This window comes from Microbacterium sp. SLBN-154 (assembly GCF_006715565.1).
Classification (GTDB): domain Bacteria; phylum Actinomycetota; class Actinomycetes; order Actinomycetales; family Microbacteriaceae; genus Microbacterium.
In genome coordinates this window covers 3468256-3487158 of record NZ_VFNL01000001.1, presented here as the reverse complement: position 1 = coordinate 3487158, position 18903 = coordinate 3468256, and the positions used below count along the sequence as shown (strand labels likewise).

Sequence of the window (18903 nt, the reverse complement as noted above, 5' to 3'; positions counted from 1 at the left end):
TATGCCGGCCTGGGTGATCGTAGGTCTCCTCGCGATCGTGTTCGCGCTCATCGCGACGTGGGTGGCGCGTCGCCTCCTCGACCGGCGGATCGGCGAGATCCGGGCGCTCATCCTCTCCGTGCTCGTCTTCCTCATCAGCGCGCCGGTGGCGCTGTGGATGCTGCAGCGCTCGGGCGTCCTGGACGCCGACTTCGCGTTCGCCGTCCAGGGGTTCATCGCCCTGGCGTTCCTCGCCCTGACGCTCGGGTGGATGCTCGCGATCGTCGTCGCCGTCATCATGGCCGTGGAGTTCCTCTGGCCCTCCCGCGGCTTCCGCAACCCTGTCACGGCCTTCCGCCAAGCCCTCCGGCGACGCGACCGCGCTCGCCGTTACGCGCAGATCGTCGCGATCGGGTCACGACACGGGCTGGGGCTCTACCAGCGCCATCGTCGCGGCGACGGCGACGATCTGCCGACAGCCCTCGTCGCTGCTCTCAACCAGGCGGGGGTGACGTTCGTCAAGCTCGGGCAGACCCTGTCCACCCGCGAGGACGTGCTTCCGCCCGAGTTCGTGCGCGCCCTGTCCACCCTGCAGATGGATTCGACCGCCATCCCGTGGGCGGAGGCGGAGGCGGCGATCATCGCCGAGCTGGGGCGGCCGCTGGACGAGGTGTTCGCGGCGGTGGAGGAGAAACCCCTCGCCGCGGCATCCGTCGCACAGGTGCACGCGGCCACGCTGCTGTCGGGGGAGGAGGTCGTGGTCAAGATCCAGCGACCACGGGCCCGCGCGCAGGTGACGACAGACCTCGACATCCTCGAGCGTCTGGCCGCCGACGCCGAACGCCGCATGGAGTGGGCCCGCGACTACGGACTGCGCGCACTCGTGGTCGAGTTCGCGCGGGCGCTGCGTGACGAGCTCGACTACCGCGTCGAAGCGGCGAACACCGAGCTGCTGCGCGGGGCCATCGCCCGATCCAGCGACTCGCAGGTGTCGGTCCCGAAGGTGTACGCGCAGTTCACCACCACACGCATGCTCGTTCTCGAGCGGGTGACCGGAACCCCTTTCAGCCGCCTGAGCCCCGGTGAGCTCCCACCCGAACGGGCCGTCGCGATCGCCGACGGCGTCGTGGACGCCGTGTTCGAGCAGATCGCCGTGCGGGGGGTCTTCCACGCCGACCTGCACCCCGGCAACCTGGTGCTGCGCGATGACGACAGCGTCGCGCTCGTCGACTTCGGAGCCATCGGCGTGCTCGAACGCAGCATGCGCCACCTCCTCGTGCCCTTCCTCATCGCGATCCTCAACGAAGACGACATCGCCGCCACCGATGTCGTCCTTCTGCTGTGCGCGCCGGCCCGAGGCACGTCGGCCGACCGCGCCGCGCTGCAGCACGACATCGGGGTGGTGCTGACCCGCATCCACAACGACACCAACGATCAGAACGTCTTCCGGGCCCTGATCGATGTGCTGCGGGCGCACCGACTGGCCATGCCGCCGTCGCTGCTTCTGGTCTTCCGCACCCTGGCCTCCCTCGAAGGGTCGATGCGACGGCTTCAAGCCGACTACGACATGGTCGGCCATGCTCTGAGCCGCGCCCCCCACACGGCGCGCCTGATGAACACCCCCCGCGACCTCCTCCTGTCGGCGCAGTCCAACGGTGCGCTGCTCGTGGAGCAGCTCCGACGTCTGCCCCGCCGCATGGAGAACCTCGGCCGGTCTCTCGAGGACGGCACCTTCGTCGTGCAACTGCGCCGCTTCTCGAACCCGACGGAGCGCAGCTGGCTCGACGGGCTGCTCGGTCAGGTCACCGTGACCATCGTGGGGATCGCGCTGCTTCTCATGGGCATCCTGCTGGCCGTCGCCGACGGCGGACCGGAGTTGACGGCCCAGGTGGCGGTGTCGCCGTTCCTCGGGAGCGTCGTGGCCCTCGGCGGATTCCTGCTGCTGTTGCGAAGCCTCCGACGCGCACTCCGCCTGCGAGGCGACGTGCTCGAAGGCGACGCGTCAGACGGCGAAGCTTGACGCCTCGCGGCGCTGTTGTCCACCGGGAACGCGCCGGCCGCCCACCGCCTAGTGTGGGGAAGCGCGCCCGGAGGCCGAGCGCACCGACTTCGAGAAGAGGACCGTCGTGAGAAAGATCACCCTGGGAGCAGGCGAAGCCCCCAACGTCGTCCTCGGTGTCATGCGCATCGCCGACAAGACCGACGAAGAGGTCCGTGCGCTCGTCGCGGCCGCCCGCGACGTCGGCATCGACTTCTTCGACCACGCCGACGTCTACGGCAACGAGCTGCACGGCTGCGAGTCGCGTTTCGCCGATGCCCTCCAGCTCTCCCCGTCCGAGCGCGAGCAGATCACCCTCCAGTCCAAGGCGGGGATCGTGAGAGAGGGGCCGTACTTCGACTTCTCCTACGACCACCTCGTCAGCTCGGTGGAGGGGTCGCTCAACGCTCTGAAGACCGACTACATCGACATCCTGCTCCTGCACCGGCCCGACGCGCTCGTCGAGCCCGAGGAGGTCGCCCGCGCATTCGACCACCTCGAGAGCTCGGGCAAGGTCCGCGCGTTCGGTGTCTCCAACCAGACTCCCGCCCAGATCGAGCTGCTCAAGACCGCCGTCAGCCAGCCGATCGTGGCCAACCAGCTGCAGCTGTCGATCACGCATGCGCCGACCGTGGCGCAGGGGGTCGCGGCGAACATGGCGGGCACCGACCAGTCCATCGTCCTCGACGGCGGCGGGATCATCGACTACTGCCGCCTCCATGGGATCACGGTGCAGGCCTGGTCGCCCTTCCAGGCCGGCTTCTTCACCGGGACCTTCCTCGGTTCCCCCGACTACGCGGAGTTGAACGCCGTCATCGACCGCCTCGCGAAGGCCTACGACGTCCCCGCCATCGCCATCGCGACGGCGTGGATCACGCGGCATCCGGCGAACATGCAGGTCGTGCTCGGCACCACCACCATCGAGCGCGTGCAGGGTGCCGCGCTCGGTTCCGACATCCCCCTCACGCGGGCCGAGTGGTACGAACTGTTCCGTGCCGCCGGATACCGCGTGCCCTGAACCGCTCTCGAAGGAGGACCCACGTGGTCGCATATCGCTATCTCGGAAACAGTGGACTGAAGGTCTCGGAGATCACCTACGGCAACTGGGTGACGCACGCCTCCCAGGTCGAGGACGACGCCGCCGTGAAGACGGTGCATGCCGCGCTCGACGCCGGCATCACCACCTTCGACACCGCCGACACCTACGCCAACACCGCCGCCGAGGTGGTGCTCGGCAAGGCGCTGGAGGGTCAGCGCCGGGAGTCGCTGGAGATCTTCACCAAGGTCTACTTCCCGACCGGCCCCGGCGGCCCCAACGACACCGGTCTCAGCCGCAAGCACATCATGGAGTCGATCAACGGGTCGCTGAAGCGCCTGGGCACCGACTACGTCGACCTCTACCAGGCGCACCGATTCGACTACGAGACCCCCCTGGAGGAGACCTTCCAGGCGTTCGCGGACGTCGTGCGACAGGGAAAGGCCCTCTACATCGGCGTCTCGGAGTGGACCGCCGAGCAGCTGCGCGAGGGCCACGCCCTGGCGAAGAGCCTCGGCATCCAGCTGATCTCCAACCAGCCGCAGTACTCGATGCTCTGGCGGGTCATCGAAGGCAAGGTCGTGCCCGCGTCGGAGGAGCTCGGCATCTCGCAGATCGTGTGGTCGCCGATGGCGCAGGGCGTGCTCAGCGGCAAGTACCTGCCCGGCCAGCCGGTGCCCGAGGGGTCGCGCGCCACCGATGAGAAGAGCGGCGCGCAGTTCATCAAGGGGTTCCTCCGCGACGAGGTGCTCGAGGCCGTGCAGCGACTGAAACCGATCGCCGAGCAGGCGGGGCTCACCATGCCTCAGCTCGCGATCGCCTGGGTGCTGCAGAACCCCAACGTCGCCGCCGCCCTCGTGGGCGCGTCGCGCCCCGAGCAGCTCGCCGACACCGTCAAGGCCTCGGGCGTCACGCTCGACGCCGACACGATGTCGGCGATCGACACCGCCCTCGGCGGCGCCGTCTTCGACGACCCCGAGCACACCTACGGGGTGTCGCCGAAGCAGCGCCTCACCTGATGCGCAGCGCCGGCATCCTTCTCTTCCGGCTCGGCGGGCACCCCGAGGTGCTCATCGCCCACATGGGCGGGCCGTTCTGGGCGAAGAAGGACGCCGGCGCGTGGTCGATCCCCAAGGGCGAGTTCGACGACGATGAGGCGCCGTTGGATGCCGCCCGGCGGGAGTTCCGCGAGGAGCTCGGCGTCGAGGCGCCCGAGGTGGACTATGCCGAGCTCGGCACCTACGCATACTCGTCGGGGAAGCGCGTGACGGTGTTCGTCGGTGACGGCGCGGGCTTCGACGCCCCGACGGCGGGGTTCGGCGAGTTCGAGATGGAGTGGCCGCCCCGCTCGGGCAAGCGGGCGGTGTTCCCCGAAGTCGACCGGGCCGAGTGGGTCGGGTTCGACGTGGCGCGTGAGCGCCTCGTGAAGGGCCAGCGCCCCGCCATCGACGCCCTCCAGGCCCGGCTCGCCGCGGTGTGATGCCGGTCTACTGGGTGCCCGGCGCCGGAACCGCCGTGCGTGTCGGTTCCGGCTCGGATGCCGCTTGCGGATCCACGCCCGGACGAGCAACGACCTGACCGTCGGGCTCGAGGGTGTAGCCGACGTAGGCGACCTCGCCGGGGGAGGCGGCGTCGAACTGCGGCGCGGGGAAGACGAGGGTCTTGGGCAGCGGGGCGAATCCCCAGATCGCCGGGTCGAGACAGACCGTCACCGCTGACGGGTCGCTCTCGACGATCATGCAGAACCGGTCGTCCTCGGTCGGACCGGCGCCGACGAGGCGCCCGTAGAGCGTGCCGTAGGGCAGGAATTCGTCGTAGACCACGCGGGATGCGACGCCCTCCGCGCCCGGGAGGGTGAGGACTTCATCCCTCTTGCCGTCGAAGTAGAGCTCGTAGGGGTTCCGGTACGACCCTTCGTCGTCGAGCGCGAGGCGCTCCGCGGCGGCGTCGGCGGCTTCCTGTCGGATGATCGCTATGTCATCACCCTCGGCCGGCGTCTGCGTCCCGGCGGTCGATGTCACGAGGGCGGTCCCGGCGACCGCCAGTGCGGCGCCGCCGGCGACGAAGAGGAGGGTGGGCCGTCGAGCAGCGCGACGGGGGAGATCGGATGCCGCTGCCGCGGCGTTCGCGCCAGGGTGATGCTCAACGGGGTCGTCGTCGACCGGCCCCTGGTCCTGCGGGGGAGTGGGCCGCGCCGCCGCGGTCTCCAATTCGCGCAACCGGGCGAGCGCGGCCGGGTCGGTGTCGATGTCGGCATCGGGTCCGTACGCGCGCCGCTGGAGCGCACGCAGCTCGGCGCGCTCGTCAGCACACAGGCGGTCGGGCTCCTCTGCCACGGTTCCAGGCTAGGACCGCTGCGCCGCGTCGGGGGCCCTACAGAATCTTGTCCGCCGCGGCGACCGGATTGGGCAGGAATTGTCGTGCGAGGGTCTCGGTGGTCGTGCACGGTGGAGCCGGAGGTGAGGCAGACAGTGATCACGATCTCGCGACCCAACGCGCGTTTCCAGCAATGGGAGGCACTCCTCCACAGCCGCAACAAACGCCACCGCGCTGGTGAGTTTCTCGTTCATGGCGTCCGCCCAATCACTCTCGCCCTCGAGCACGGCTGGCCGGTGCGGGCGGTGCTCTACGACCGCGAGACGTCGCCGTCGGGGTGGGCGACCAGTGTTCTTGAGCGCGCGGGCGGCGAGGTGGTCGCGATGTCCCGAGAGCTGCTCGGGCGACTCAGTGAGAGGGATGACGTGCCGGAGGTCCTCGTCGTCGCGGAGCTTCCGTCCGATGATCTATCTCGCATCGAGGTGGGCCCGGCGTTCCTCGCTGTAGTGTTCGATCGCCCCATCATGCCGGGCAACATCGGCAGCCTGCTGCGTTCGGTCGACGCGTTCGGCGGCGCGGGGCTCATTGTGACCGGGCATGCCGCCGACCCCTACGATCCCGCGGCGGTGCGGGCCTCCACCGGTTCCGTGTTCACCGTACCCGTGGTGCGCGTCGCGTCGCATGAGGCGGTTATGAGGTGGGTGCGAGAGCGTCGGGGGAGCGGGTGCCCGATCACGGTGATCGGAACCGATGAGCACGCTGACGTTGACGTCGCCGATGTCGATCTCGCCGAACCCGCCTTGCTCGTCGTCGGCAATGAGACACGGGGGATGAGCAGGGGATGGCGTGAGAACTGCGACGTGCTGGCGCGCATCCCGATGGGTGGGGCGGCGAGCTCGCTGAACGCCGCCAGCGCCGCGACGGTCGCCCTCTACGAGGCCGTCCGTCAGCGTGGGCGGAAGTGAGACAACGTGGCCTACCGCTACGCCACCACCCGCCGTGATCACTCCGATCTGTCCTCCGGGCGAGTGCTCTTCTCGGCACCGGGATTCCCCGCCTTCCCCGTGCGCCTCGCGAGCGAGATCTTCCAGCGCGCCCGGGCTCGCGGCAGGGAGGGCCCGGTGACCGTATGGGACCCGTGCTGCGGCAGCGGCTATTTACTGACAACCCTCGCCATTCTGCATGGGAAGGAGATCTCCGCTGTCATCGCCAGCGACATCGATCCTGCCGCCGTGTCGCTGGCCCGCCGGAATCTCCGTCTGCTGGCCCGCCACGGTCTTCACACGCGGGCCGCGGCGTTGCGGGAAGGGGCCGAACTGTTCGGCAAGCCCGCGTACGCCGATGCGGCGGCGGCCGCCGAACGGCTCGCTCCCGCAAGACTCGAGGACAATCGGTCTCTGTCGACCCGCGTCGCGATCGCCGACGTCTTCGACCCCGGACAGCTCCGAGAGGCGCTCGGCGATGAGCGCCCCGGACTGGTCATCGCTGATATCCCTTACGGCGAGCAGACCACGTGGTCGGGCGTTGACCCCGACGCCGCGTTGGCGGACATGCTCAGCGCCGTGGCGGAGGTCGTGGACCGTAACGCGGTCATTGCTATCTCGACCCGAGGCCGCCGGGTACGGGCGGGGGAAGGGCATCGTCGTCTCGCATCCTTCCGCATCGGGTCACGCGCCGTGGCGATCTTCGCCGCGTCGGATTCGTGACCGCTGCGCCGCGTCGGGGCCGGTCAGCGTCCGTTCTTCGGCGCCGCCGCGACATCCAGCTTCGGATGGGAGCCGAGTGATGACCACGCGCTCTCCTTGCCCTCGGCGGCGTGCTCGGCGGCCCGCACCGCGCGCTCGTCGGCCCACGCGTTGAGCACGTGACCGGAGTGGCCGCGCACGTGCTGCAGCACGACGTCGGGGAGGCCCGCTGCGCGTCGCGCGTCGCGCGCGGCGATCAGCTGCTCGAGGAGGTCGCGATTCTTCGTCGGCGAGCCGGTCGAGGTCTTCCAGCCGCGGCGGCGGTGGCCGTCCATCCACTTCGTGTACGTGTCGATGGCGTACATCGAGTCGGCCTGCACGATGAGGTCGGCGACCTCGCGGTGATCCTCGATCGCGCGGAGCAGTCCGGTGAGCTCGCCGATGTTGTTCGTACCGAGCGCGATCGAGCCGGCGGCCCAGTGGCCGTCCTCGCCGACCCACGCCCATCCCGTCGGGCCGGGGTTGCCTTTGCAGGCGCCGTCGGTGGCAACGGTATAGCTGGTCACCCCGATACGCTACCCGGGCTCACAGGCGAGGCCCGCACTCACGGGAAGGCCAGCACCTCGTCGCCCCAGCTCTCGCGCAGCTTCTGATCGAGGTCGGGCACGACCCGGTCGACGCTCTCGATGACGAGCGTCGCCCGCTCGGCGGTGTCGTAGGGCGGCCAGGCCTCGGCGTCGGCGGCATCGGGACTCCCGCCTGCGGCGAACGCGACCCATCGTTCGCGCATGCGGCCACCGATCCGCTCGGCGTCGCGGCGGCCGCCGAGGCGGAAGGTGATGTCGTGGGCGTTCGCCCCGAGGGTTCCCCAGACGTACGCCAGCTCCGAGCCGTGCGTCGCCCCGATCCGCAGCAGCTTCAGCATCGGGGTGGCGTGGTCGAATCGGTAGAGCCAGGTCGGCGCAAGACCACTGTGTCCCTCGGCGACCCAGATCGTCGGCATGCGGAAGCCGATGTCGCGCGCGATCCCCATGCCGATGGCATGGTGCCGCACCCCTTCGTACGCGGCGTGCACCTCGGCGCGCGTGGGCACCTCGAGCTCGGGGCGCTCGTGCGAGAGGTCGGCGATCATGCGGTCGATGTCGGCGTCGTCTACGGGGAGCAGCGGCGATTTCATCATGCGGAACAACGACGCCTCGTCGCGGTTCGTGCCGATGAGCAGCGGGACAGGATGCCCCTCCCCACGCGCCAGCACCGCAGCGGGGGCCTCGGGAACGAGGTCGCCGTCGATCACGGGGGCGAAGGCGATCGTGCCGGGCTCGGCTGTCGGGATGGCCGCGAACACGGCCATCTGCGCGGCGACGATCGCCGATGGCGTCGCGGCCCGAAGGCCTGCGACGTCGGTGACGCCGAGCTCGGTGAGCACGCGGTCGGCGATCCCCGCGGCGCGGTCGGCGTCATAGACGCTCGAGGCAGGCGACGACTCGGCGATCGCCCGCCAGAAGAGGCCTTCGGCTGCCGGACTGGTGAGGAGGGTGGTCACGAGCCCCCCACCGGCCGACTCGCCGAACACCGTCACGCGGCGGGGGTCGCCGCCGAAGGCGGCGATGTTGTCCTGCACCCACCGAAGGGCGAGCAGGATGTCGCCGAGCGCCGGGTTGGCGGCGAAGCCGTCATCGGGGAACACGCGCGTCAGATCGAGGAACCCCAGGGCGCCGATGCGGTAGTTGATCGTCACCACGACGGCGCCCGCGCGTGCAAGTGCCTCGCCGTCGTACATCGCCTGGCTGCTCGCCCCGAAGATGTACGCGCCGCCGTGGAGCCACACCATCACGGGTGCGGCACGGTCGCCCGCGGCATCCGGACTCCAGATGTTCAGCGTCAGGCAGTCCTCGTCGGTGGGGGTGTCGGCGGGGAGCTTCACCGCCGGGGTGTGACCCTGGGGAGCGGCAGGCCCGAACGCCCGCGCCTCGACCGGTCCCGACGCGGGTGGGGCCGACTGGGAGGGTCGCCACCGCCCCTCGCCGGCGGGGGAAAGGGCATATCGGATGCCGCGCCAGCGGCGGACCCCGCCGGCCAGGCCGTCACCGTGGAAGACGCCCGCAGGGGCGGTCGCCGTGGCGGTGTCTGTCATCAGCTCGGGCTCCTGCCGGTCGATTCCTGCCATTCCACGACGAGCTCCGGCATCCGCTTCTCCAGGTAACGGAGGAACCCGGCGATCTCCCGTGCACGTTCGACCGATGCCGGCGCATCGGCATTGTCGTCGGCGATCGCGTCGATGTCGTCGGCGAGGCGTCCGTACATAGGGGTCTGGGAGACGACCATCGAGCGCCAGCCGTCGTCGATGAGGTCGAAGCGCGCGACGCGCTCGCCGGGGCGCGAGAGTCGGTGCACCATCCGCATCGACTCCAGGTAGCGGACCGCGCCGGAGACCGCGGCGGGGGAGACGCCCAGGCGCGACGCGAGTTCGGCGGCGGAATACCCCTCGTCGGGTGAGCCCACGAGGGCCATCATCACCCGTGCGGGCATGCGGGGCATCCCCGCGGCGGCCAGCATCGCCGCTGCCCGCTCCGCGCGCTCGACGCCGGGGTGGGACCTCTCCGGTTCAGCCACCCGTGGCAACTTCCCTGCGTCGCATGAGCATCAGGGACGACGCTACCCCGGCGACGGCGAGCACGACGAGCCAGGCGCTGCCGTTCCAAGCGACGCCGTCCGCGGCCGGCACGGGTGCCGCGGCGAACGGCGAGAGCGAGACGATGTCTTCGTCGAGGCCCAGCAGCGCGCCGAACAGGGCCAGCGATGCCGCCGCGATCACCAGCACCCACCCCAGCGTCGTCGTCGCGCGGGGGAGGAGGGTGAAGATCACCGCGGTCAGGACGGGGAAGACCGCCGCTCCGAGGACCTGACCGGCGCCTGCGACCACCACGTCCGGGAGGATGGCGGGGTCTCCGCCACGCGCGAGGAGGGCCAGCGTCGCGGCCGCCACCGCCGCGGCGACGATGACGACGATTCCCGCGAGAGCGGTGGCGAGGAAGGCGCCGAGCCACCTCGCGCGCGCAACCGGGGTCGCCAGCGTCTGCTCGGCCGTGCCGTGCGTCTCCTCCTGGCGGGCGCGCTGCACCGTCTGCACACCGAAGCACGCCGCCAAGGTGCCCACCATCACGAAGAAGGTGACGACGAGTCCCTGATCCATCGACCCCTGAGCGGCAAGTCGATCGAGCATGTCGGTGACGGCAGGGTTCTGTGTGGCGATCTCGTCGATGACGTCGCCGAGCGACGTGGACAGGGCTCCGACGACGGCTGCGCCGACGACCCAGGCGAGCAGGGATCCGGCGCTCACGCGCGTCGCCAGTCCGAGCGGACGCGACAGGAGAGAGGATGCCGCGGCGCGGCCCGGACGCGGAGCGATCACGCCGGCGCCCAGATCGCGGGTGGCCTGGAGCGCGGCCGCGACCGTCAGCAGCGCCACGCTCACTCCGACCGCCAGCAGGATCGGACGCGGGTCGTCGTCGGCGAAGGGCCGCACGTTCTCGGCCCACGCGAAGGGAGACAGCCAGGCCAGCCCCGAGCTCTCCATCCGGGTGAGGTCGTCCGACGGGGTGCCGATGGCGTTGCCGATCCCCGCGGCGAGGAAGGCGATGAGGATGACCCCGACCGAGAAGGAGTTGGCTGCCCGGGAGCTTCGGAACAGCTGCGCCGAGACGAGACCGACCCCGAGGAACACGGCCGCCGAGGACGCCAGAGCACCCCCGAGCGCGACGCTGCCGCCTGCCCCGAGACCCGCCGCGATGAATGCGGCGGCTGTCGCGATGCCCAGGAGCGTGCAGGCGATCAGTCCGTGGGCGACCGTCGCGATGAAGGGCGCTCGCCGACCGGCGGGCGTGGCCGACACAACGTCGGCGCGGCCCGATTCCTCTTCGGCGCGCACGTGCCGCACCGCGAGGAAGCCGGCCATGAGCGCTCCGAGGAGCACGAGGAACGGCAGGATCGTGAAGACGAGGAAGGCCCCTTCGCTCGCCCCGGACGGCAGGCCGCGGAAGAGAAGGATCGCGGGGTTCGCCAGCGCGACGGCCAGGAGAGTCTGCCGTTCGGATTCGGCGGCGAACGCTTCACTGACACCCGCCGTGGCCGAGAAGCAGAGGGCTGCCGTCGCGAGGATCCACACCAGCAGCTGCACGCCGTCGCGTCGCAGACGCTGGGTCAGGAGGATCACGACGCCTCCACGGGGTGGTCGCCGTAGTGGCGCAGGAACAGCTCCTCGAGGCTCGGCGGCTCGATGCGCAGACCCTCGACGCCGAGGCGGGCCAGTTCGGGAAGAGCGGCGGTCACCCGGTCGCTGTCGAGCGACAGCCGGACCCGCCCACCCTCCACCTCGATGTCATGCGCGCCGGCGATGGTGGGGACGGCTCCGTCGCCGGCGGTGAACGAGATCGAGGTGCGGGTGAGGTGACGAAGCTCGGCCAGGGTGCCGGACTCGACGACCCGACCGGCGCGAATGATCGAGACGTGGTCGCACACCTGCTCGACCTCGGGGAGGATGTGGCTGGAGAGCAGCACCGTCGCCCCGGCGTCTCGAGCCCGTTGGAGCTCCTCGCGGAAGACCAGTTCCATCAGCGGGTCGAGGCCGCTGGTCGGCTCGTCGAAGATGTACAGGTCTGCGGGCACGGCGAAGGCGGCGATGAGCGCGACCTTCTGTCGATTGCCCTTCGAGTAGGTGCGACCTTTCCTGCGCGGGTCGAACTGGAAGACCTCGCACAGTCGCTCGCGTTCCGCGCGGTAGCGGGCGTCGTTCCGGCCGGCGCCGCGCAGGCGGGAGAGGAAGTCGATGGCCTCTCCTCCCGTGAGGTTCGGCCAGATGCTGACGTCACCGGGAACGTACGCGATCCGGCGGTGCAGGCGCACCGCGTCGCGCCACGGATCGCCGCCGAGCACGCGCGCCTCTCCGGTCGTGGCGCGGGCGAGGCCGAGGAGGATGCGGATGGTCGTCGACTTCCCCGCGCCGTTCGGACCGAGGAATCCGTGAACCTGTCCCGCGGGAACGTGAAGGTCGAGGCCGTCGAGGGCGGCGACCCGCCCGTATCGCTTGACGAGGCCGTGTGTGCGGATGACGTCTGTCATGCCGGTGACGCTACACGCGTTTCACGAATTTGTGAATAGTGTGCGCTGTTCCGTGGTGTGTATACGACAGACGATCCTTCTCGCGAACAGGGCCGTCGATGTCGTCCATATGTATACACTGGTCCTGACCAGAGGAGGTGACGCGTGTGCGAGCGAGCGATCGGGCGTACGCGACCCTCCTCGACGAGATCCAGCAGGGGATTCTCGCGCCGGGCACCGTCCTCGGCGAGGTCGAGCAGTCCACCCGTCTCGGCGTGAGTCGCACACCGCTGCGCGAAGCGCTCGCGCGACTGGTCGCCGACGGGCTCGTCGTGCAGCAGTCCCCGCGCGTGACGGTGGTCGCGCCCATCGACTCCGACGACATCCGCGCCCTGTTCGAGGTACGCCGCGCCCTCGAGGAGGCCGCTGCCCGCGCGGCCGCCCGCAGCCATCACCGTCGGCGGTTCGCCGAGCTGGCCGAGAGCTTCGCCGAGGTGGACGTCAGCAGCGCCGCGGCGCGTGAGGAGTACTACGCCCTCATCGCGCGGTTCGATGCCGCCCTCGACGCCGCGCACGGCAACGACTACCTCACCGCCGCCCTCCGCCCCGTTCGCACACACCTGGTGCGGGTGCGTAGGCTCGCACGCGAGCACACCGGCCGCTTGGCGGCATCCGTCTCAGAGCACCACCTGATCGCGCAGGCCATCGCCGACGGCGACGCCGACCTCGCCGCCCACGCCACGCACGTCCACCTTCACCACGCGCTCTCGCACGTGATCGCATCCCCCCGCACCCAGCAAGGAGCAGCATGACCGTCACCCACCATCTGCGCGTCCACCGCAGTGATGAGCACCTCGCGCGCGAGGGGCAGCTCGCCTGGCACATCGCGGAGGTGGCCGCCGATCCCGTCGAGGTCGACGCCGACACGACCGACATGATCATCAACCGCATCATCGACAACGCCGCAGTCGCGGCTGCGTCCCTGACCCGCGCACCGGTGAGCGCCGCACGCCAGCAGGCGCTCGATCACGCCGTGTCGGTGGGTGGCGACGGCGCGACGATCTTCGGGTGCGCGCTCGAGCGTCGCACGAGCCCCGAGTGGGCGGCGTGGGCGAACGGCGTGGCCGTGCGGGAGCTCGATTACCACGACACCTTCCTCGCCGCCGACTACTCGCACCCGGGCGACAACATCCCGCCGATCCTCGCCGTGGCCCAGCACGTCGGCGCCGACGGGCGGGCGTTGCTGCGCGGCATCGCCACGGGATACGAGATCCAGATCGACCTGGTGCGGGCGATCTGCCTGCACAAGCACAAGATCGACCACGTCGCCCACCTCGGCCCGTCGGCGGCCGCCGGGATCGGCACGCTGCTCGACCTTCCCGTCGAGACGATCTACCAGGCTGTCGGTCAGGCTCTGCACACCACCACCGCCACTCGGCAGTCGCGCAAGGGCGAGATCTCCACCTGGAAGGCCCACGCGCCCGCGTTCGCCGGGAAGATGGCGGTCGAGGCCGTCGACCGTGCGATGCGCGGCGAGACTTCGCCCTCGCCGATCTACGAGGGTGAGGACGGCGTGATCGCGTGGATGCTCGACGGCCCGGACGCCTCGTATGACGTGCCGCTGCCCGCCGCGGGCGAGCCGAAGCGCGCCATTCTGGATTCGTACACCAAGGAGCATTCGGCCGAGTACCAGGCGCAGGCCTGGATCGACCTGGCGCGCAAGCTCCACGGCGAGCACCCGGAGGCGACCGACCCCGCGAACGTGGCCTCGATCGTGCTGCACACCTCGCACCACACCCACTACGTGATCGGCTCGGGTGCGAACGACCCGCAGAAGTACGATCCCACCGCGTCGCGCGAGACGCTCGACCACTCGATCCCGTACATCTTCGCCGTCGCCCTCCAGGATGGCGGGTGGCACCACGTCGACTCGTACACGCCTGAGCGGGCGGGGCGGGCCGACACGGTCGAGCTGTGGCAGAAGATCACCACGGCCGAGGACGCGGAGTGGACTCGCCGGTACCACTCCGACGACCCGAACGAGAAGGCCTTCGGTGGTCGCGTGGTGATCACGCTCACCGACGGCACCGTGATCGAAGACGAGATCGCCGTCGCCGACGCGCACCCGCTCGGGGCGCGGCCCTTCGCGCGGGACGACTACGTGCGCAAGTTCCGGCTGCTCGCCGAGCCCGTGCTCGCGCCGGAGGAGATCGAGCGCTTCCTCGAGCTCGCCGAGCGCCTCCCTGAGCTCACCGCCGACGAGGTGCGGCAGCTCTCGATCGTGGCCAAGCCCGGGGTGCTCGCCACCGCGCCGGCGCCCAAGGGCCTCTTCTGATGCTCTACTCCACCGTTCCCGCGCACGAGAAGCGGCGCGCGTTCCGCGAGCGGCTGCGCTCGGGCGAGCTCCTGCGCTTCCCCGGCGCCTTCAACCCGCTGTCGGCGCGCCTCATCGAGCGGAAGGGTTTCGAGGGCGTCTACATCTCGGGGGCGGTGCTCTCGGCCGACCTGGGGCTTCCGGACATCGGGCTCACGACCCTCCCCGAGGTGGCCGGTCGCGGTCAGCAGATCGCGCGGATGACCGACCTGCCTGCGCTCATCGACGCCGACACCGGGTTCGGCGAGCCGATGAACGTTGCCCGCACCATTCAGACCCTCGAAGACGCAGGGATCGCCGGAGCCCACATCGAGGATCAGGTCAACCCGAAGCGGTGCGGTCACCTCGACGGCAAGTCGGTCGTCGATGAGGACACCGCGATCCAGCGCATCCGCGCGGCGGTGGACGCGCGGCGCGACGCGAACTTCCTCATCATGGCGCGTACCGACATCCGTGCCGTCGACGGCCTGGATGCCGCCATCGACCGCGCCCGCGCCCTGGTCGACGCAGGAGCCGACGCGATCTTCCCCGAGGCCATGCGCGACCTGTCGGAGTTCGAGGCGGTGAGGCGTGCGATCGACGTGCCGATCCTGGCGAACATGACCGAGTTCGGCAAGAGCGACCTCTTCTCGGTGGCGCAGCTGCGGGATGTCGGTGTCAACATCGTCATCTGGCCCGTGTCGCTGCTGCGGATCGCGATGGGGGCGGCGTCGCGCGCCCTCGATACGCTCGTCGACGAGGGCCACCTCACCTCCAAGCTCGGCGAGATGCAGCACCGCGCCGACCTGTACGACCTCATCGACTACGAGCACTACACCCACTTCGATCAGGACGTCTTCAACTTCCAGATCGACACCACCGGTCGTTGAGCGAGCGAAGCACCACCCCGGTCGTTGAGCGAGCGAAGCGAGACGAAACGCCAGCAAAGGAGCACCGCATGACCGAACCCGACATCAAGAAGGGCCTCGCCGGCGTCGTCGTGGACTACACGGCGGTCTCGAAGGTCAACCCCGAGACGAACTCGCTGCTGTACCGCGGATACCCGGTGCAGGAGCTCGCCGCGACCCAGCCGTTCGAGGCGGTGGCCTTCCTGCTGTGGAACGGAGAGCTGCCCAGCGAGGTCGAGCTGGCGAAGCTTCGCGCGACCGAGCGCTCGTATCGCGCACTTCCCGCCGACGTGCGGGCCGCGATCGACCTGGTTCCCCTCGATGCGCACCCGATGGACGAGGTGCGGACCGCTCTCAGCCTCATCGGCGCGCGGGATCTCGCCGGTACCGGCTCGGTTCTCGACGCGAGCGGGAGTGCAGAGGAGAACCTCGCGCGCAGCATCCGCCTGTTCTCCGTCCTTCCGGCCATCGTCGCCTACGGTCAGCGTCGCCGCCGGGGTCAGCAGCCCGTCGCGCCCCGAGATGACCTCGACTACGCGGCGAACTTTCTCTGGATGACCTTCGGCGAGGAAGCCGATCCGGTCGTCGTCGACGCGTTCAACCGGTCGATGATCCTCTACGCCGAGCACTCCTTCAACGCCTCGACCTTCACTGCCCGGGTCATCGCCTCGACGCTCAGCGACCTGTACTCGGCGGTCGTCGGTGCGGTCGGCGCCCTGAAGGGCCCCCTCCACGGCGGTGCGAACGAGGCCGTGCTGCACATCTTCGACGAGATCGGCTCGGCCGGGAACGTCGTGCCGTGGCTCGACGCGGCGCTCGCCGAGAAGCGCAAGATCATGGGCTTCGGCCACCGCGTGTACAAGCGCGGCGACTCTCGGGTGCCGACCATGAAGGCGGCGCTCGACACCCTCGTCGCGCACTACGACCGGCCCGATGTCGCCGAGCTCTACGAGACGCTCGAGTCGGAGTTCGTCTCGCGCAAGGGGATCTACCCGAACCTCGACTACCCGTCGGGCCCGGCGTACAACCTGATGGGTTTCGACACCCTCACCTTCACGCCCCTGTTCGTCGCGGCGCGGATCGTGGGGTGGACCGCCCACGTCATCGAGCAGCTGGGCGCGAACGCGCTGATCCGTCCGCTGTCGGAGTACAACGGCCCCGACGAGCGGCACGTCGAGGGGTACGTGCCCGACGAGGCCGTTCTGGCCGTCGCCGACCGTCCGGAGGAGTCGGCCGGGTGAGTATCTGGTTCGGCGATGTGGCCGCGGTCGACCTCGGAGCGATGGCGGCCGGCACGATGATCGAGAATCTCGGCATCGAGATCGTCGAGGTGCGGGATGACGCGCTGGTCGGGCGCATGCCGGTGGATCACCGCACGGTGCAGCCGGCGGGCGTCCTGCACGGCGGGGCGTCGGTCGCCGTCGCCGAGACGCTGGCGTCGTGGGCCGGGTATCTCGCCGTCGACCGTGAGAAGTTCCACGTCGTGGGGCAGGAGATCAACGCCAATCATGTGCGTCCGGTCTCGTCGGGGTGGGTCACCGCCACCGCGTCGCCGGTGCACCTGGGCCGGCGGGCGCACGTGTGGGAGATCCGGATCGTGGACGACGCGGACAGGTTGGTGTGCATCTCGCGGTGCACTCTCGCGGTGATCGAGCAGCGGAGCTCGTACGCCGCCCCCGATCGGAGGCTGGCGCTGTGAGGCGGGCGGTCATCGTCGATGTCGTCCGCACCGTCGCAGGGCGCGGGAAGCCGGGTGGCGCGCTCTCCGGGGTGCATCCGGTGGATCTCGCCGCCGGGATGCTGCGGGGCCTGCTCGAGCGGAACGGGCTGGAGTCGGCCCAGGTCGACGATGTGATCCTCGGATGCGTGAGCCAGATCGGCGACCAGGCGATGAACATCGCGCGGCAGGCGGTGCTCGCGGCGGGATTCGACGAGTCGGTTCCGGCGACGACGATCGACCGCCAGTGCGGGTCGAGCCAGCAGGCGGCGCACTTCGCCGCGCAGGGCGTGATCGCCGGTGCGTACGACATCGTGATCGCCGGCGGAGTGGAGTCGATGAGCCGGGTGCCGCTCGGCTCTTCGCGTCAGGGCGGGTCTGTGTCATCCGGCCTGCGAGCCCGGTATCCCGAAGGCCTCGTGAACCAGGGAGTGTCGGCGGAGTTGATCGCCGAACGCTGGAACCTGGGACGCGAAGAACTGGATGCGTTCGCCGCCGAGTCCCACCGACGCGCTGCCGCGGCGTGGAGCGATGATCGCTTCGCCTCGCAGGTGATCCCGGTCGAGGGTGTCGAATCTGCGACGGATGAGACGGTGCGGGTCGGGACGACGCCGGAGAAGCTCGCGGGGCTCGCGCCGGCTTTCCGCACCGATGAGCTTGTGCAGCGCTTCCCAGAGCTCCAGTGGCGCATCACGGCGGGCAACTCGTCGCCGTTGACCGATGCGGCGTCGGCGGTGCTGATCATGAGCGAGGAGCGGGCGCTCGCGCTCGGGCTCACACCGCGGGCGCGGTTCCACTCCTTCGCGGTGGTCGGGGACGATCCGCTCATGATGTTGACCGGGCCGATCCCGGCGACGCGGCGGATCCTCGAGCGGAGTGGCCTGTCGATCGACGACCTGGACGCGTACGAGGTGAATGAGGCGTTCGCCTCGGTGCCGCTCGCCTGGCTGGCCGAGATCGGCGCCGATCCGGCCAAGCTGAACCCGTGGGGCGGAGCGATCGCCCTTGGGCACGCGGTCGGGGCGTCGGGCACGCGGCTGCTCGGCACGATGCTGGCGTATCTCGAGGCGACCGGCGGTCGCTACGGGCTGCAGACGATGTGCGAGGGCGGCGGCATGGCGAACGCGACGATCGTCGAGCGGATCGGCTGAGCCGCGCATCGCGCGCTGCGCCCCGCTAGGGTTCCCGCATGCGCATCGTCGTGTCGGGGACGCACGCCACCGGCAAGAGCACGCTCATCTCCGACTTCGCGCTCCGGCATCCGCAATTCGTCGTCCTTCCCGACCCCTTCGAGCTCATCGACGAGCGCTGGGACGGTCCGCATCCGGCGGCGTTCGCGGCGCAGCTGCGCATCGCGGCGGATCGTCTGCGGCACCCGGAGGCTGCGGACCTGATCGCCGAGCGCGGACCGCTCGACTTCCTCGCCTACCTGTGGGCGCTCGATCGCATGGATGTCGCCGGCATCGACCCCGATCTGCTCGACCGCGCGAGAGCGATCACCGCTGAGGCGATGCGACACGTCGACCTCGTCGTCGTCCTCCCTCTCGCTGCCGATGACGTCGACGGACCGGCCCCAGACGAGGACGGAGAAGACGCTGAGCTCCGCGAGATGATGAACGACATCCTTCTCGACCTTGTCGACGACGAAGATCTCGTCGGTCCGCGGGCTCGCATCGTTGAGATCGGCGGTGCGCGCGAAGCGCGACTCGCGGCATTCATCGATGCTGTCGACCGGTTCGGTCGTTGAGCGAGGCGCGCTCGCTCACCGATCGGA

At 70.1% G+C, this 18903-nt stretch carries 19 protein-coding genes; 13 read left to right on the top strand and 6 right to left on the bottom strand.

The genetic code is table 11. From position 1 onward, the window contains the following. Nucleotide 1 precedes the first annotated feature (1 nt). The 4 genes from FBY40_RS16845 (at nucleotide 2) to FBY40_RS16830 (ending at nucleotide 4533) form a co-directional block, all read left to right on the top strand. The gene (locus FBY40_RS16845; protein WP_141939879.1) at nucleotides 2-1999 is read left to right on the top strand and encodes an ABC1 kinase family protein; all 1998 of its coding nucleotides are present in this window, start codon (nucleotides 2-4) and stop codon (nucleotides 1997-1999) included. A gap of 106 nt (nucleotides 2000-2105) precedes the next feature. Beyond that, nucleotides 2106-3035 (top strand): aldo/keto reductase, encoded by a 930-nt coding sequence (locus FBY40_RS16840; RefSeq protein WP_235015006.1) that lies wholly within the window; start codon nucleotides 2106-2108, stop codon nucleotides 3033-3035. A gap of 23 nt (nucleotides 3036-3058) precedes the next feature. Then, nucleotides 3059-4072, top strand: a complete 1014-nt coding sequence (locus tag FBY40_RS16835) for an aldo/keto reductase family protein (protein ID WP_141939878.1) — start codon at nucleotides 3059-3061, stop codon at nucleotides 4070-4072. Next, a complete protein-coding gene (locus FBY40_RS16830) occupies nucleotides 4072-4533 on the top strand; it encodes an NUDIX domain-containing protein (RefSeq protein ID WP_124294353.1) in 462 nt (153 codons plus the stop codon). The genes FBY40_RS16835 and FBY40_RS16830 overlap by 1 nt, the downstream gene beginning before the upstream one ends. A gap of 7 nt (nucleotides 4534-4540) precedes the next feature. Here the strand turns inward: FBY40_RS16830 and FBY40_RS16825 are convergent, their stop codons facing one another. Then, complete coding sequence (locus tag FBY40_RS16825) at nucleotides 4541-5389, bottom strand: hypothetical protein (protein ID WP_141939877.1); 849 nt, start codon at nucleotides 5387-5389, stop codon at nucleotides 4541-4543. 123 nt (nucleotides 5390-5512) lie between these two features. Between FBY40_RS16825 and FBY40_RS16820 the strand changes: the two genes are divergently transcribed. Together FBY40_RS16820 and FBY40_RS16815 are read left to right on the top strand one after the other, a co-directional pair. After that, a complete protein-coding gene (locus FBY40_RS16820) occupies nucleotides 5513-6334 on the top strand; it encodes a TrmH family RNA methyltransferase (protein ID WP_235015004.1) in 822 nt (273 codons plus the stop codon). Between the two features lie 6 nt (nucleotides 6335-6340). Next, nucleotides 6341-7075 (top strand): rRNA methyltransferase, encoded by a 735-nt coding sequence (locus FBY40_RS16815; protein WP_141939876.1) that lies wholly within the window; start codon nucleotides 6341-6343, stop codon nucleotides 7073-7075. A 23-nt stretch (nucleotides 7076-7098) separates the two neighbouring features. Here the strand turns inward: FBY40_RS16815 and FBY40_RS16810 are convergent, their stop codons facing one another. Genes FBY40_RS16810 through FBY40_RS16790 form a run of 5 tightly spaced genes read right to left on the bottom strand, consistent with a single transcriptional unit; the run spans nucleotide 7099 to nucleotide 12172 of the window. After that, nucleotides 7099-7620, bottom strand: coding sequence for a ribonuclease H family protein (locus FBY40_RS16810; protein WP_235015001.1), 522 nt, complete (start codon nucleotides 7618-7620; stop codon nucleotides 7099-7101). 38 nt (nucleotides 7621-7658) lie between these two features. Further along, the gene (locus tag FBY40_RS16805) at nucleotides 7659-9188 is read right to left on the bottom strand and encodes a carboxylesterase/lipase family protein (RefSeq protein ID WP_141939875.1); all 1530 of its coding nucleotides are present in this window, start codon (nucleotides 9186-9188) and stop codon (nucleotides 7659-7661) included. Beyond that, complete coding sequence (locus FBY40_RS16800; protein WP_235014999.1) at nucleotides 9188-9667, bottom strand: GbsR/MarR family transcriptional regulator; 480 nt, start codon at nucleotides 9665-9667, stop codon at nucleotides 9188-9190. Before FBY40_RS16800 ends, FBY40_RS16805 begins: the two co-directional genes overlap by 1 nt. Next, nucleotides 9660-11267 (bottom strand): ABC transporter permease, encoded by a 1608-nt coding sequence (locus FBY40_RS16795; RefSeq protein WP_141939874.1) that lies wholly within the window; start codon nucleotides 11265-11267, stop codon nucleotides 9660-9662. Before FBY40_RS16795 ends, FBY40_RS16800 begins: the two co-directional genes overlap by 8 nt. After that, nucleotides 11264-12172, bottom strand: coding sequence for an ABC transporter ATP-binding protein (locus tag FBY40_RS16790; protein WP_141939873.1), 909 nt, complete (start codon nucleotides 12170-12172; stop codon nucleotides 11264-11266). Before FBY40_RS16790 ends, FBY40_RS16795 begins: the two co-directional genes overlap by 4 nt. Before the next feature lie 146 nt (nucleotides 12173-12318). On the opposite strand from FBY40_RS16790, the gene FBY40_RS16785 reads away from it, so the two are divergent. The 7 genes from FBY40_RS16785 (at nucleotide 12319) to FBY40_RS16755 (ending at nucleotide 18876) form a co-directional block, all read left to right on the top strand. Further along, nucleotides 12319-12963, top strand: coding sequence for a GntR family transcriptional regulator (locus FBY40_RS16785; RefSeq protein WP_141939872.1), 645 nt, complete (start codon nucleotides 12319-12321; stop codon nucleotides 12961-12963). Then, nucleotides 12960-14486 carry an MmgE/PrpD family protein gene (locus FBY40_RS16780; RefSeq protein ID WP_141939871.1) on the top strand — a complete coding sequence of 509 codons (1527 nt, stop codon included), beginning with the start codon at nucleotides 12960-12962 and terminating at the stop codon, nucleotides 14484-14486. The genes FBY40_RS16785 and FBY40_RS16780 overlap by 4 nt, the downstream gene beginning before the upstream one ends. Next, nucleotides 14486-15394 carry a methylisocitrate lyase gene (gene prpB, locus FBY40_RS16775; RefSeq protein WP_141939870.1) on the top strand — a complete coding sequence of 303 codons (909 nt, stop codon included), beginning with the start codon at nucleotides 14486-14488 and terminating at the stop codon, nucleotides 15392-15394. The genes FBY40_RS16780 and prpB overlap by 1 nt, the downstream gene beginning before the upstream one ends. A 68-nt stretch (nucleotides 15395-15462) precedes the next feature. Beyond that, nucleotides 15463-16653 (top strand): bifunctional 2-methylcitrate synthase/citrate synthase, encoded by a 1191-nt coding sequence (locus tag FBY40_RS16770; RefSeq protein ID WP_141939869.1) that lies wholly within the window; start codon nucleotides 15463-15465, stop codon nucleotides 16651-16653. Beyond that, the gene (locus FBY40_RS16765; RefSeq protein WP_141939868.1) at nucleotides 16650-17111 is read left to right on the top strand and encodes a hotdog fold thioesterase; all 462 of its coding nucleotides are present in this window, start codon (nucleotides 16650-16652) and stop codon (nucleotides 17109-17111) included. Before FBY40_RS16770 ends, FBY40_RS16765 begins: the two co-directional genes overlap by 4 nt. Then, nucleotides 17108-18280, top strand: coding sequence for a thiolase family protein (locus FBY40_RS16760; protein WP_141939867.1), 1173 nt, complete (start codon nucleotides 17108-17110; stop codon nucleotides 18278-18280). Before FBY40_RS16765 ends, FBY40_RS16760 begins: the two co-directional genes overlap by 4 nt. A gap of 38 nt (nucleotides 18281-18318) precedes the next feature. Then, nucleotides 18319-18876, top strand: a complete 558-nt coding sequence (locus tag FBY40_RS16755) for an AAA family ATPase (protein WP_141939866.1) — start codon at nucleotides 18319-18321, stop codon at nucleotides 18874-18876. Nucleotides 18877-18903 lie beyond the last annotated feature (27 nt).

Coding starts and splice junctions, on each gene's coding strand:
- FBY40_RS16845 (WP_141939879.1), top strand. CDS start 2: ATGCCGGCCTGGGTGATCGTAGGTCTCCTCGCGATCGTGTTCGCGCTC.
- FBY40_RS16805 (WP_141939875.1), bottom strand. CDS start 9,188: ATGACAGACACCGCCACGGCGACCGCCCCTGCGGGCGTCTTCCACGGT.
- FBY40_RS16780 (WP_141939871.1), top strand. CDS start 12,960: ATGACCGTCACCCACCATCTGCGCGTCCACCGCAGTGATGAGCACCTC.
- FBY40_RS16755 (WP_141939866.1), top strand. CDS start 18,319: ATGCGCATCGTCGTGTCGGGGACGCACGCCACCGGCAAGAGCACGCTC.
- FBY40_RS16770 (WP_141939869.1), top strand. CDS start 15,463: ATGACCGAACCCGACATCAAGAAGGGCCTCGCCGGCGTCGTCGTGGAC.
- FBY40_RS16790 (WP_141939873.1), bottom strand. CDS start 12,172: ATGACAGACGTCATCCGCACACACGGCCTCGTCAAGCGATACGGGCGG.
- prpB (WP_141939870.1), top strand. CDS start 14,486: ATGCTCTACTCCACCGTTCCCGCGCACGAGAAGCGGCGCGCGTTCCGC.
- FBY40_RS16830 (WP_124294353.1), top strand. CDS start 4,072: ATGCGCAGCGCCGGCATCCTTCTCTTCCGGCTCGGCGGGCACCCCGAG.